Consider the following 12,000-nt stretch of genomic DNA (forward strand, 5'->3'; position numbering starts at 1 on the left):
GATGTACGGACCCATACGTGGGTTCCAACGCTGCGTCTGGTGGCCGAAGTGTACGCCTGCTTCAAGCAGTTGGCGCATGGAGAACTCTGGAAGAGCCATGTCTTTATACCTTTCCGGTTTTGCCTCGTCGGGGGTCTCGATCCCGTGTTGGGACCAACCGGCGGACATTCAGGGATTTCTCCCCCAAAAGCCCAACCCCGACTGCGGGTTTAAGTAACGCGCGTATAGGACAGAAGGGCCTTGCGTGCAAGTAACAACTACATATCCGACAGCCCGGTGCAGTAAAAATAGAAATCACACCTAAATCGCTTGTATTCCTCCCTTATAAGTAGAGAGTTCGACTGTAATTTTTCGTCTTGTTCATAAACGTTAACGAATTATTCACCAATAAAATGCGAAAGATTGTTCTATGCAAAGCACCGTATTATTGAAATTCCCGCCAATGACAAACTCCACTCCGGCTCAGCAGGCCCGACCTTTGGGCTGGCAAGATGATGCCATTTTGCACTTTTCACAGCTTGTACAAAAGCTTGTGGCGTTGCCAGGTTTGCGCATCGAAGACAGGTTTGCAGCGATCACTGCTGCAGCCTGCAATGTGTTCGAAATGGACTACGGCTATATTACGTTGATCCGGAAGCAAACGATCGAGGTCGCCGCTTCTTCGGGGCTGTGCCTCTTGCCTAAAACGGTGCAGCGAACACACCTGAACAATGCGTTCAGCCAAAGCCTGATTTCCGATAAACTACCGCTTTTGCTGGCGGATACAACGCGGTCTGCCCAAGATGGAATGGTGGATTTGACGGGGAACGCCGCGGCACGTTTCTTGGGGGTACCGCTTTTGTTTGACGGGACTGTATATGGGACGTTCGAACTGTCGGGACACGCGCAGGCGCGCGCCTTTGATGCCAACGACCTTGCCGCCACATATTTTCTCTCTGCAATCATCGCGGCACCGCTGGCGCTGTTGGGCGGTTACTGACCCGAAATCATTGGCCCGACACGTCGGTCTGATGGCCATCTCTGATTTGATTCTCGCAGGCCAAGGCCAGATCTTTGCGGTTCTGGAAATCACTCACTTTGATTGGCGGGTGATAGCATGTTGTCACATGGCCCTGACGCCAGACTGACAATGTTTCCACCAGATGGCCGCCAAAGGTCATATCACCCCACCACCCGTAAAAGCGCGCATCGGCACCTTTTGGGGCTTTGTAAGAAACGCTGACCGGCTGAATCCAGATAGCATCATGCAGTTGTGGCGCGAAAAACGCCTGAAACAAAGTGGTCTTAAACGACAGGACCTGCAAGCCGTCTGTGCTGGTGCCCTCGGGAAAAAACAGCAAGCGGTGATTGTGCAGCAACCGCTGTTGAAACACCTGCGTCTGTTCGCGCGCCCGTTTTGGATTCCGCTCGATAAAGACGGTTCCGGTGGCGCGGGCCAACCAGCCGATACCGGGCCAACCAGCAACTTCGGATTTCGAGACAAAGTAAATCCGCTGTGCCGCGTTCAAGGTGAAAATATCCAGCCAGCTGGTGTGGTTGGCCACCACGGCCCCGCGATGCAGCATCGGTTTCCCAATCGTGCGGCGGCGTATGCCCATGACAAAAAATGACGTTTTGCAAACGAACTGCGTGATATGGGGCGTGACCGGTCTGCCTTGGCCGAACAAAGGCCGCTCGAACAGGCGCAAGGTCAGCAAGACGGCCAAACCGCCGAACACCAAAATGACCAACAGAACAGCCCGCATCATGACCAACCCCCATCCCAATGGATGAATGTCCATCTGGCCTTGCGGTACGTCGCTGTCCCAGCGGCTGTTCATGATTGACCCGCCCCATAAATCTTGGCCTGCCGGTCGCTCAGTTGCGTCGTGTCCATCATCAGGCAGACATCGGTCGTGTTAAAGGCGTGGTCGATAAACGCCCCCTCGCCCACACAGCCGCCCAGCCGCAGATACGCTTTGATCAGGCTGGGCATCTGGACCATGGCACGGCGCCGGTCAAGATCGGCCTCGGGGATCAGATCCATGCTTTGAAAGGCCGTTTTCACGGCGCGGACCCGCAGATCGGCCGGTGCCAGATAGGCGTGATGTAACAAGGACAACGGCTGCGCCAATGCCGCAAAATCCGTACCGTGAAAACTTGCCACGCCAAATAAAATTTCAATCCGGTGTGTAGCCACATAGCGCGCAAGCCCTGCCCAAAGGTGATGCATCGCCACGCCGCCGCGATAATCGGGGTGCAGGCAGGACCGGCCAAGTTCAAGAATTTCGCGGCCCGACTGTTTAAGCGAGGTCAGGTCATATTCGTTTTCTGAATAGAACCCGCCTGCCGCGTCGGCCATCTCGCGGCGTAAAAGGCGATAAACACCAATGATTTGCGCGGTTTTCTTATCGACAAGGATCAGGTGATCGACAAAATCATCAAAATGATCCACCTCAAGCCGCTGGTCATGGTCAACCCGGGCCCCGCCGCCGCCAAGTTCGGAAACAAAAACATCATACCGTAGGCGTTGCGCTGCGCGCAGCTCGTCTTGCGTGCGCGCCAGACGGACCTCAAAATCTGCCGATTTTCCGATGGTCATTGGCGGTTTGGATCCTTGGTCGCGTTATAAACTGAAATAGGGGCTTGCCGCCCCAAGCGCAATACTTGGACAAAATACACGAAGTCAGCGCCATGATTAACCTTTTGCTAAGGAAGACCCTTCATCAAAAACAGGGGTCAATCCGACCCGAAAGCTGTCTATGACCATTTTGCCTTCACTTCGAAAGTTCACAGTGACCTTGCCGCCAATGTTGCTTTGGACCTGGCCCACCCCCCAGTCGGGGAAATCAGGGTGGCGCACAAGCATTCCGGGTGTCAGAATGGCGTTAAGATCATCCATTATTTACGATCCTTTTCAAGAGAGGCACCCCTATGCCTAGGTCAGATCTAGAATTTGCGAACCTGATTGGCAGCCGCATTTGCCATGACCTGATATCGCCCATCGGTGCGATCAACAATGGGCTTGAGCTGTTGTCGATGTCGGGTACCGCATCAGGCCCCGAAATGGACCTTATCGGCGATAGTGTCGGCAGTGCCAGCGCGCGCATCCGATTTTTCCGGATCGCATTCGGTGCGTCGGGTGAACAGATGGTGGGCAGTGGCGAAATCAGTTCGATCCTGCGCGACCTTTATCTTGACTCACGGGCTTCCGCCACGTGGGGGATCAGCGAACCGCAGCGGCGCAGCGACGTGCGATTGGCTTTTCTTGCGCTGATGTGTCTGGAAACTGGGATGCCTTATGGTGGCAATGTTTTGGCCGAACGCGACGGGGAAAAATGGGTTATCCGAGGCACAGCCGACAAGCTGATCATCGACCCTGATATTTGGGCCCTGCTGGCGACGCAGGACCCAAAACTGAAACTCAAACCCGCCCATGTCCAGTTTGGTCTTTTGCCCGCCATCGCCAGCGATAACGGGCTGCAGATTACATCAAAAGCGACGGAAACCGAAATCGTGATTTCGTTCTAAACCACCCTAGCTGCGTACCGCACCATTTCCGCGCACCAGATATTTAAAGCTGGTCAACTGCTCGGCCCCGACAGGCCCACGCGCATGCATCTTGCCGGTGGCAATGCCGATTTCCGCGCCCATGCCAAATTCGCCGCCATCGGCAAACTGGGTCGATGCGTTGTGCATCAGGATTGCGGAATCAAGCCGCGTCATGAATTTTGTCGCGGCTGCATCATCTTCGGTGATGATACAGTCGGTGTGGTTGGATCCGTACTGCCGGATATGGGCAATCGCGCCGTCGATGTCGGGCACAGTTTTGGCCGCGATGATCATATCAAGGAACTCATGCCCCCAATCGTCCTGCGTTGCTGGAACGGTTCCTTCGATCTGGGACAGGGTTTCGTCCGCGCGCACTTCGACACCGGCATCGATCAACGCCTTGATCACGCCCTTGCCGATGGTACGGGCCACGTCTTGGTGGATCAGCAAACATTCGGCAGACCCACAAATCCCAGTGCGACGGGTTTTCGCATTCAGTACGACCTTGAGGACCTTTTCAGGGTCCGCATCGGCGTCGATATAGATGTGCACGATGCCTTCGAGATGGGCGAAAACCGGCACGCGGGCCTCGCGCTGCACAAGTCCAACCAACCCCTTGCCACCGCGCGGCACAATCACGTCGATGGTATCGGTCATGGTTAACATCTCGCTGACTGCGGCGCGGTCGCGGGTTGGCACCAGTTGGATGGCGTCCATCGGCAAGCCCGCAGCCGTAAGCCCCGCCTGCAATGCCGCATGGATAGCACGGGACGAATGAAAGCTTTCGGAGCCGCCGCGCAAGATCACCGCATTGCCTGCCTTGAGGCACAAGGCCCCCGCATCGGCGGTCACATTGGGCCGCGATTCATAGATCACGCCTATCACGCCAAGCGGCGTGCGGACGCGCTGGATATGGATGCCGGAAGGCTGATCCCATTCGGTCATAACCTGCCCCACAGGATCAGGCTGGGCGGCGATGCTGCGCAGCCCGTCCATCATGGCGCGAATGCGGTCCTCATCCAGCATCAACCGGTCCATCATCGCGTCTGACAGACCTTTGTCGCGGCCATAGGCAAGGTCTTTTGCATTGGCATCCAGAATGTCCTGACGTGTCTCCCAAAGCGCGTCTGCAGCATGTTCCAAGGCTGCTTGCTTTTGATCGCTGCTGGCAAAACCCAAAGTCGCGGCAGCGGCTTTGGCGCGGTTGCCGATATCTGCCATCAGGGCGGGAATGTCGTCGGTCTGTGTGGTGTCCAAGGTCATACCTAAACTCTTCCTGTGTTTTTTGCTAACTTAGTCTGCCTAAAGCCTTCGGCGAGGATTTAGAACCATTTGGAAATCAAGACAGTGCAAGATCGTCCCGATGGATCAGCGCCGCCCGGCCTGGAAAACCCAAAATCGTTTCAATTTCAGAGCTTTGGCGACCTTTGATCAAGTCCGCCTCTTTTGATCCGTAGCGTGTCAGGCCATAGCCGATCGGGTGTCCTTGGGGGGTGAGGATGGCAATGCTGTCGCCGCGTTCAAACGGTCCATGCACCATGGTCACGCCTGCGGGCAGCAGGGATTTACCATGTGCCATCGCCGCGACCGCACCGGCATCAAGGGTAACGCTGCCACGCGGTTTCATCGCCGTGATCCACAGCTTGCGGGCCGTCTGCGGATCGGATTGGGCGGTGAACCAAGTCGCATTCGCGCCGTTTTCCAGCGCGCTAAGCGGGCGAAGGGGCGAGCCTTCGGAAATTGCCATGGCGCAGCCTGCCGCGGTTGCGGTTTTGGCGGCCATCAATTTGGTTTTCATGCCGCCTTTGGACAGCCCCGACCCTGCATCGCCTGCTTGGGCTTCGATTTCGGGGGTGATGGTGGTGATGGTTTCATAGCGGATCGCCGTGGGGTCATCATTGGGGTTGGCGGAATAAAACCCATCGACATCCGATAGCAAGATCAGGCGGTCGGCCCCCACTGTTACTGCGATTTGCGCGGCAAGCCGGTCGTTGTCGCCAAAGCGGATTTCATCCGTGGCGACCGTATCGTTTTCATTAACGATGGGCACCGCGCCAAGCGACAGCAATTGCTCCATCGTGGCACGGCTGTTCAGATAGCGGCGACGATCGGCGCTGTCTTCGAGCGTGACAAGCACCTGCGCCGTGGTGATACCATGGGGTTCAAGGGCCTCTTCGTAAGCGCGGGCAAGGCGAATCTGGCCAACGGCAGCCGCCGCCTGGGATTGCTCAAGCGCCAGCGTGGTTGCGGGCAGGCCCAGCACCCCGCGCCCCAACGCGATGGAGCCGGAGGACACAAGCACGACGTCCTTGCCCTGCCCCTTGAGCCACGCCACATCTTGCGCCAGCGACCGCAGCCAATCGCCGCGCAGCTTGCCAGTTGCGCGGTCCACCAACAGGGCCGAGCCGATTTTTACAACGATACGTTTGCCGTCGCTTAGGGTTGCCAAGGTGCTTCTTCCTCAGCGGGGCGGAACCGCAGGCGGTCGTCGTCGATCTGGCCACGCAGGGCGCGCAGCACGTCAGTCACGCCTTCGCGGGCGACGCCGGACATCATCATGACCTCGCCACCGCAGGCTTCTTCCAATTCGGAACGGGCGGCTTCGCGTTCGTCTTCATCCAGAGCGTCGATTTTGTTCAATACGGTCACGCGGGGTTTATCCGCCAGATCGCCACCGTATTTTTCCAGCTCTGTAATGATTGTCTGATAGTCTTCGGCGATGGTTTGGGATGTCCCGTCAACCAGATGCAGCAACACGGCGCAGCGTTCGACGTGGCCCAAGAACAGATCACCAAGGCCGCGCCCTTCGGAGGCCCCTTCGATGAGGCCGGGGATATCGGCGACAACAAATTCAGTATTGTCCACGCCCACAACGCCCAGATTCGGGTGCAAGGTGGTAAAGGGATAATCGGCAATCTTCGGACGCGCGTTTGACGTGGCAGCAAGAAACGTCGACTTGCCAGCGTTTGGCAGCCCCAGCAGACCGACATCCGCGATCAGTTTCAGGCGCAGCCAAAGCGTCCGTTCGACACCCTCTTGGCCGGGGTTAGCGCGACGGGGGGCCTGGTTGGTGGCAGATTTGAAATGCAGGTTGCCCCAGCCGCCATTGCCGCCACGGGCCAGTTCAACGCGCTGGCCAAGTTCGGTCATGTCGGCGATTACGGTTTCCTGATCCTCGTCCAGCAATTCGGTGCCAACGGGGACGCGCAAAACGATATCGTCACCATCCTTGCCGGTCCGCTGCTTGCCCATGCCGGGCTGGCCATTGCGGGCGAAAAAGTGCTGCTGATAGCGGAAATCGATCAACGTGTTCAAACCATCCACCGCTTCGGCCCAGACCGAACCGCCGCCGCCGCCGTCACCGCCATCGGGACCACCATATTCGATGTATTTCTCGCGCCGGAACGACACGCAGCCGCCGCCGCCTGCGCCAGAGCGGATATAGACTTTGCACAGGTCGAGGAACTTCATGACAGGGGCCTTTCCGGGGCGCGTGTTGTGGCTACAGCTTGATGCTATAGGTCCATGTAGGTACGCAGGTCTCGCGTGCCAGACAATAGGTTTCGGCGTTGCCAAGATAGCGGAATCCCGCATTCGTTAGCACTTTGGCGGATGCGGGGTTGTCGCGAAAGACCGAGGCGAACATGTTTTGATTGGCCAAAGGGTTGGCCTGAACGATAGCGTGCACCGCTTCGGACGCAAGATGGGTATTCCAGAACGCAGGTGCAACCCAATAGCCGACTTCGGATTGGTCACGGTCCATTTTGACCAGTGAAATCACGCCCATCACTTCGGCACCGCCGGATTTGAGCCCGTCCATCACCCAAACGTCTTCGGTGCGCGGATCGACCGTGGCCCGTTTTACATAGGCCTCTATCACGCCGGGGGGCAGCGGATGGGGAATGGACACGGTGTTCATCGCGACCCGTGGGTCACTGGCGTAATATTCGATCAGACCCTGATCTGAAATGCGCACGGGGCGCAGGTCAAACCGTTCCATTTCGATCACGGCCTGCGGCGGTGTTGCCCGAATGGTCATCGTCATATTCCTCCTCCGAACAAAACGAACAGGACTGATGCCACCGTCAGGGCGGCCAAAGTCCACATCAGATATTTTTCCCAGATCGTGCCCGCCACGGTCTTGGCGATACCAGCGCCTGCCAGTGTCCACAACGGATGTAGCATGATCTGGCAACTTAGCAGCACGGCTGCGACCGTCGCAGTGGCAGTTAGCGTTGGCGTGCCCGGCACGACAAAGGCGGTGAAACTGCCCACGATCATGGCCCATGCCTTGGGGTTCAGCGGATGCACAATCAGGCCCGCCATAAAACCCGGCGCGTTATCCGCCTGTTTGCCCTGCCCCAGCCGTAGATTTGCAACCTTCCAGGCCAGCCAGATAATATAGGCGGCAGAGGCGAATTTAAGCAGCGTAAACAGCAAAGGTGCCCGTTCGGCCAATTGCATCAGGCCAAAACCGATGGGCCAGATGATCAATTGTTTGCCAAGGGCGACGCCCGCCACAAACGGCAGTGCCGCACGAAAGCCGAACCGCGCACCGGTCGCCATCAGCGCCATATTTGCAGGCCCCGGCGTGCCGATCTGGCTGGCCGCAAAAACGACGAAAGAGGTCAGGGCGATGCTCATGACAAGGCGTTTGACGTGGGCTTGGCAGCCCTGCGCGTCTTGGGCGCGGGATATACGGCAGGGGTATAGTCGGGCTGGATCAATCCCATCAGGATATTGTCATGCCAGTTGCCCGCCCGGAAACAAGACTGGCGTTCACGCCCCTCGTCGACAAAGCCGACCTTGCCAAAGCAAGCCACGGCGCGGGTGTTGAAATCAAGGACACGAACCGACAAACGGTGCAGCGCCAGCGTGCCAAAAGCATGGGCGGCGATCAGATGGGTCGCGCGCGTACCGAAACCCTTGCCCAAGGCTTTGGGGTCAAGAATCCCGATCGCAAAGCTGGCCCGCGCATCCCACGTGTTAACGCTGTGAATCCGCAAGGCACCGATCATGCGCCTTTTGTGCTCGATCACCCAAGCAAGGGGCTCAATCGCTTGCGCATCGTACCATTTCTGGGCGTGCGCCTTGGTGATTTCGGGCACATGTTTCGGATCAGCACCGAACATCTGGTGAATTTCAGGGGTATTACCCAGCTTGAACCGCGCGGCGGCATCACTGGGTTTGGGGGCGCGCAACCGCACGACACCATCCGTCAGGTCAGGGCGCATTGGCAATGTCATGATGGCCCTTCCTTTTTTCGGGTTGGATACGTCGTGTAAATCGAATTTTTGTAAACAGAATGTTGCGTAAATAGAAAAGGGACCGGCGTTTCCGCCGATCCCTGAAATTTTTAACCTCTTCGGGTGCGGCTTACTCTGCGGCTTCTGCCACTGGCAGAACCGAGATAAACGTGCGGTTTTTCAGACCCTTGTGGAACTGAACCTTGCCGTCAACCTTGGCGAAGATCGTGTGATCCTTGCCCATGCCAACGCCTTCAGCTGGCCAGAACTTTGTGCCGCGCTGACGCACCAGAATGTTGCCGGGAATAACAGCTTCGCCGCCATATTTTTTCACGCCAAGACGACGACCCGCAGAGTCGCGACCGTTACGGGATGAACCGCCTGCTTTTTTATGTGCCATTGGTGTCTCTCCTTAGCCTTTTGACAATTCTTTGGCCTGTGCGATCCAGTCTTCACGACCCACACGACCTTTGAACGACAGTTTCTCTTCGATAGCTTCTACGTCAGCTTCTGTCCATTCGGCGATTTGCGCGAATGTTGTGATGCCTTCAGCATGAAGCTTGCCTACGATAACCGGACCAACACCAGAGATCTTGCTCAGGTCGTCAGCGCCTTCAACGGCGGCTGCCTTTTTGGCGGGCTTTGCTTTGGCTGGCTTTGCAGCTGCGGTTGCAGCTTTTTCAGCCTTGGTTTTTTTAACAGGCTTGGCTGCGTCAACCTTGGCTGCTGCGTTGGATTCGATCGCTGCAACGGCTGCTGCGCTGACCGAACCTGTGCCGATGGCTGCTTTTGCGCCGGACTTGCCTGCGCCAGATGCCATGATCTCGCCGATTTTAACCAATGTCAGTTTTTGACGGTGGCCTTTGGTGCGCTTGGAAGAGTGCTTCCGGCGGCGCTTGACGAAGTGAATGACTTTCTCGCCCTTGATCTGGTCAACAACTTCGGCCTGAACGCCGGCATCGTCTACCATAGGGGAACCGACAACGGGGCTATCGCCACCGAGCATCAGAACTTCGTTGAACTGGACTGTTTCGCCCGCGTCAGCAGCCAAACGTTCTACCCGAAGCATATCGCCGGATTGAACTTTGTACTGCTTGCCGCCTGTCTTGATGACCGCAAACATGCGTCTTCCTTTACTGTTTTCGCATCCTGTGGTCCCCATCATGGGTGTTTTCGGGCCTTGGCCCACCTCGGACAGCGCACCCCGTTTCGGGATGATCATAAAATAACAAAGGCACCCGAAATGGGCACCCTTAGGGTTGAAGCTGCCAGATGCACCACAGCGGCCCCTATGTCAAGCGCCGACAGGATTGACGCAAGTTAGATGCCGTTTAAAGGTCTTGCGCGACCATGTTCAACGCCACGGCGCGCCCAAGCGCATAGGATATATCCTCGTAAGCGGCACCAAACCCGTCAAAAAGCGCGCGGTTCAGGGCCATTCCCGCTTCGGTTTCGGCAAACTCCAGATAGAGATCTAGCGCGTCGTCCTCAAGAGGTGAATACGCCAGCAGCAAATACCCATAAAGCCAACCCGTCGTGTCTGCGGTGATCGCATCCAGTTGTGCGGCGGAATCGGCCAGAATTTCACTCTCGGTCATTTTGATCGCGCCGCCTTCGGCAAGGCCGCGCATGAATTGATAGTTGGAATTCATCGCCGCCGTGACATTGCGGGTGATCATATCACCGCTTTCGACCAACGCCTTGAGCTGGGCCAGCCGTGGGTCATCGGTGCCCTCGATCTCGGCAAAGCGCAGACGGGCGGCGTTTTCGATGTCATCGTCGCCGATCGCCGCACGCGCTGCGTTTTCAAGCGATATGATCTCGGCCCCGATATCGGACGCGAAAAAAGCGATTACCTCTTCGCGCAGATCGCCTTGCAATTCGGCCTCAAGCCGCGTGCGCAGCATTTCGACGATGCGTTGGGGGCGGTAGATCGCGCCGACCTGCAACTGCCACCCTGCCCCGCCGTTGCCCCCCAGCATATCCTGGTTCAGCGTCTCGGCTGAGGCGATACCTTCGGCCTGAAGGATCTGCGCCACCTCTTCAATCTTGAGCACATCCATCAGAACAGAAGTCCGCGCATCGGCCCATAAGGATGTTGCCATCAGCCAAAATAGGGGTACCAAGTAAAGGCAGCGGCGCATCACAGGTCCTGACTGGGCTGCATGCCGGCCAAGCGCTGAGCGACGGCCTCATAGCGGTTGGCCATGATTTCGAACTGCACCGCGTTCATCAGCGCATAAACTTCCTGCATGGTCGGGTGCTCCAGCGCCTCGGCATAGCTTTCAATCTCGGCATCTGAAAACGCCTGATAGGTATAGGCGGAACTGGCCAGCGCGTTGGCTTTGATCGCTTCGCGCATTTCGTCCTCACCGACGCGCAGCATCTCGCGCAGATCAGGTTCTTCCATCTGCAACTTGATCACACCGGCATTTGCGGCAGCCATCAAGAACCTGATCTGAACCTCTTGAATAGCCCGGATAGAGCTGTCTTCGACATCACTCGCCGCATTCAGCCGCGCCAGCAAGGCAACACGCGGCGACCCGATCCGGTTAAGCCCCTCGATGATCGCCTTGCCCGCCTCGGATTTCGCGTCATCGTCTTCTTTCATATGTGACGCGTTTTCAGCCACAACCAGCCGCTTTCCAAGATCACCGGCATAAAAACCCGCCGCATGTTCAAGGGCCTCGTCGCTTAGGGTGTTGGATAAAATCTCGCTGCCCATCGCCAGCATCAAATCGGTATCAAAAACCTCGCGTACAAGGCGGGACCATTCAGACCCGAAATCTTCGGCATCAATCCCCAACATCTGCGGCGCGGAATCGGCAGAAAGCCGGATGCTCTCAAGGGCAATATCAAAGCCGGTAACTTCGAGAAAATCATCGACCCGCGCCGGATCTGCTGCCCGCGCCGACCCTGCCAGCCCCGCAAACAGCAGGGCAAGAGTGAACGTAAAACTGACTGTCCATCGGGCAAACGCGCGCATTGTGTAATATCCTTCCAAATATGGTCACTGTAATCTTAGGCCAAATTCGCAAACCAGCAATGAAAATCCCCGTGACTTCGAAAACTGCAGTTGCCCCCCTTGTCAGCCTGATCAATCAATACTAAACGGGCGCACCACACCGATGCGGAGAGGTGCCGGAGTGGTCGAACGGGACGGTTTCGAAAACCGTTGAGCCTCTAAAGGGTTCCCAGGGTTCGAATCCCTGTCTCTCCGCCA

At 57.1% G+C, this 12,000-nt stretch carries 16 protein-coding genes and 1 tRNA gene; 3 read left to right on the forward strand and 14 right to left on the reverse strand.

Annotated features, from left to right (window positions below; all coding sequences use genetic code 11):
- On the reverse strand, nt 1-99 hold a 99-nt coding region (locus tag ABYT07_RS14620; protein WP_372992792.1), incomplete at its 3' end, for a 30S ribosomal protein S2.
- Between the two features lie 310 nt (nt 100-409).
- Here ABYT07_RS14620 and ABYT07_RS14625 point away from each other — a divergent pair.
- The gene (locus ABYT07_RS14625; protein ID WP_372992777.1) at nt 410-979 is read left to right on the forward strand and encodes a GAF domain-containing protein; all 570 of its coding nucleotides are present in this window, start codon (nt 410-412) and stop codon (nt 977-979) included.
- A gap of 7 nt (nt 980-986) precedes the next feature.
- Here ABYT07_RS14625 and ABYT07_RS14630 read toward each other — a convergent pair whose 3' ends face one another.
- The 3 genes from ABYT07_RS14630 to ABYT07_RS14640 all read right to left on the reverse strand — a co-directional run bounded on the left by ABYT07_RS14630 (nt 987) and on the right by ABYT07_RS14640 (nt 2,881).
- Nucleotides 987-1,820: a lysophospholipid acyltransferase family protein gene (locus tag ABYT07_RS14630; RefSeq protein ID WP_372992778.1), complete on the reverse strand. Its 834-nt coding sequence runs from the start codon at nt 1,818-1,820 to the stop codon at nt 987-989.
- Nucleotides 1,817-2,581, reverse strand: coding sequence for a GNAT family N-acetyltransferase (locus ABYT07_RS14635; protein ID WP_372992779.1), 765 nt, complete (start codon nt 2,579-2,581; stop codon nt 1,817-1,819). Before ABYT07_RS14635 ends, ABYT07_RS14630 begins: the two co-directional genes overlap by 4 nt.
- A 96-nt stretch (nt 2,582-2,677) precedes the next feature.
- The gene (locus ABYT07_RS14640) at nt 2,678-2,881 is read right to left on the reverse strand and encodes a DUF3553 domain-containing protein (RefSeq protein WP_372992780.1); all 204 of its coding nucleotides are present in this window, start codon (nt 2,879-2,881) and stop codon (nt 2,678-2,680) included.
- A gap of 32 nt (nt 2,882-2,913) precedes the next feature.
- Between ABYT07_RS14640 and ABYT07_RS14645 the strand changes: the two genes are divergently transcribed.
- Nucleotides 2,914-3,510, forward strand: coding sequence for a histidine phosphotransferase family protein (locus tag ABYT07_RS14645; RefSeq protein WP_372992782.1), 597 nt, complete (start codon nt 2,914-2,916; stop codon nt 3,508-3,510).
- A 6-nt stretch (nt 3,511-3,516) separates the two neighbouring features.
- Here the strand turns inward: ABYT07_RS14645 and ABYT07_RS14650 are convergent, their stop codons facing one another.
- The 10 genes from ABYT07_RS14650 to ABYT07_RS14695 all read right to left on the reverse strand — a co-directional run bounded on the left by ABYT07_RS14650 (nt 3,517) and on the right by ABYT07_RS14695 (nt 11,763).
- Nucleotides 3,517-4,794, reverse strand: a complete 1,278-nt coding sequence (locus ABYT07_RS14650; RefSeq protein ID WP_372992783.1) for a glutamate-5-semialdehyde dehydrogenase — start codon at nt 4,792-4,794, stop codon at nt 3,517-3,519.
- 76 nt (nt 4,795-4,870) lie between these two features.
- Entirely contained in the window at nt 4,871-5,980 is a 1,110-nt protein-coding gene (gene proB, locus ABYT07_RS14655) for a glutamate 5-kinase (RefSeq protein WP_372992784.1), read from the reverse strand.
- Nucleotides 5,968-7,002, reverse strand: coding sequence for a GTPase ObgE (obgE, locus tag ABYT07_RS14660; protein ID WP_372992785.1), 1,035 nt, complete (start codon nt 7,000-7,002; stop codon nt 5,968-5,970). Before obgE ends, proB begins: the two co-directional genes overlap by 13 nt.
- A 31-nt stretch (nt 7,003-7,033) precedes the next feature.
- On the reverse strand, nt 7,034-7,570 hold the full coding sequence (locus ABYT07_RS14665; RefSeq protein WP_372992793.1) for a GNAT family N-acetyltransferase: 537 nt from the start codon (nt 7,568-7,570) through the stop codon (nt 7,034-7,036).
- A 2-nt stretch (nt 7,571-7,572) separates the two neighbouring features.
- On the reverse strand, nt 7,573-8,175 hold the full coding sequence (locus ABYT07_RS14670; RefSeq protein ID WP_372992786.1) for a LysE family translocator: 603 nt from the start codon (nt 8,173-8,175) through the stop codon (nt 7,573-7,575).
- On the reverse strand, nt 8,172-8,777 hold the full coding sequence (locus tag ABYT07_RS14675) for a GNAT family N-acetyltransferase (RefSeq protein ID WP_372992788.1): 606 nt from the start codon (nt 8,775-8,777) through the stop codon (nt 8,172-8,174). Before ABYT07_RS14675 ends, ABYT07_RS14670 begins: the two co-directional genes overlap by 4 nt.
- 130 nt (nt 8,778-8,907) lie before the next feature.
- Nucleotides 8,908-9,177, reverse strand: coding sequence for a 50S ribosomal protein L27 (gene rpmA / locus ABYT07_RS14680; RefSeq protein WP_008225807.1), 270 nt, complete (start codon nt 9,175-9,177; stop codon nt 8,908-8,910).
- Between the two features lie 12 nt (nt 9,178-9,189).
- Entirely contained in the window at nt 9,190-9,900 is a 711-nt protein-coding gene (locus ABYT07_RS14685; protein ID WP_372992789.1) for a 50S ribosomal protein L21, read from the reverse strand.
- 208 nt (nt 9,901-10,108) lie between these two features.
- A complete protein-coding gene (locus ABYT07_RS14690) occupies nt 10,109-10,882 on the reverse strand; it encodes a hypothetical protein (protein WP_372992790.1) in 774 nt (257 codons plus the stop codon).
- 38 nt (nt 10,883-10,920) lie between these two features.
- On the reverse strand, nt 10,921-11,763 hold the full coding sequence (locus ABYT07_RS14695) for a DUF2059 domain-containing protein (protein WP_372992791.1): 843 nt from the start codon (nt 11,761-11,763) through the stop codon (nt 10,921-10,923).
- Between the two features lie 146 nt (nt 11,764-11,909).
- On the opposite strand from ABYT07_RS14695, the gene ABYT07_RS14700 reads away from it, so the two are divergent.
- Nucleotides 11,910-12,000: transfer RNA gene (locus ABYT07_RS14700), tRNA-Ser, on the forward strand.

Origin of the sequence: Sulfitobacter sp. (genome assembly GCF_041552635.1) — a bacterium.
GTDB lineage: Bacteria > Pseudomonadota > Alphaproteobacteria > Rhodobacterales > Rhodobacteraceae > Sulfitobacter.

Coding starts and splice junctions, on each gene's coding strand:
- ABYT07_RS14625 (WP_372992777.1), top strand. CDS start 410: ATGCAAAGCACCGTATTATTGAAATTCCCGCCAATGACAAACTCCACT.
- ABYT07_RS14630 (WP_372992778.1), bottom strand. CDS start 1,820: ATGAACAGCCGCTGGGACAGCGACGTACCGCAAGGCCAGATGGACATT.
- ABYT07_RS14635 (WP_372992779.1), bottom strand. CDS start 2,581: ATGACCATCGGAAAATCGGCAGATTTTGAGGTCCGTCTGGCGCGCACG.
- ABYT07_RS14640 (WP_372992780.1), bottom strand. CDS start 2,881: ATGGATGATCTTAACGCCATTCTGACACCCGGAATGCTTGTGCGCCAC.
- ABYT07_RS14645 (WP_372992782.1), top strand. CDS start 2,914: ATGCCTAGGTCAGATCTAGAATTTGCGAACCTGATTGGCAGCCGCATT.
- ABYT07_RS14650 (WP_372992783.1), bottom strand. CDS start 4,794: ATGACCTTGGACACCACACAGACCGACGACATTCCCGCCCTGATGGCA.
- obgE (WP_372992785.1), bottom strand. CDS start 7,002: ATGAAGTTCCTCGACCTGTGCAAAGTCTATATCCGCTCTGGCGCAGGC.
- ABYT07_RS14665 (WP_372992793.1), bottom strand. CDS start 7,570: ATGACCATTCGGGCAACACCGCCGCAGGCCGTGATCGAAATGGAACGG.
- ABYT07_RS14670 (WP_372992786.1), bottom strand. CDS start 8,175: ATGAGCATCGCCCTGACCTCTTTCGTCGTTTTTGCGGCCAGCCAGATC.
- ABYT07_RS14675 (WP_372992788.1), bottom strand. CDS start 8,777: ATGACATTGCCAATGCGCCCTGACCTGACGGATGGTGTCGTGCGGTTG.
- rpmA (WP_008225807.1), bottom strand. CDS start 9,177: ATGGCACATAAAAAAGCAGGCGGTTCATCCCGTAACGGTCGCGACTCT.
- ABYT07_RS14685 (WP_372992789.1), bottom strand. CDS start 9,900: ATGTTTGCGGTCATCAAGACAGGCGGCAAGCAGTACAAAGTTCAATCC.
- ABYT07_RS14690 (WP_372992790.1), bottom strand. CDS start 10,882: ATGGCAACATCCTTATGGGCCGATGCGCGGACTTCTGTTCTGATGGAT.
- ABYT07_RS14695 (WP_372992791.1), bottom strand. CDS start 11,763: ATGCGCGCGTTTGCCCGATGGACAGTCAGTTTTACGTTCACTCTTGCC.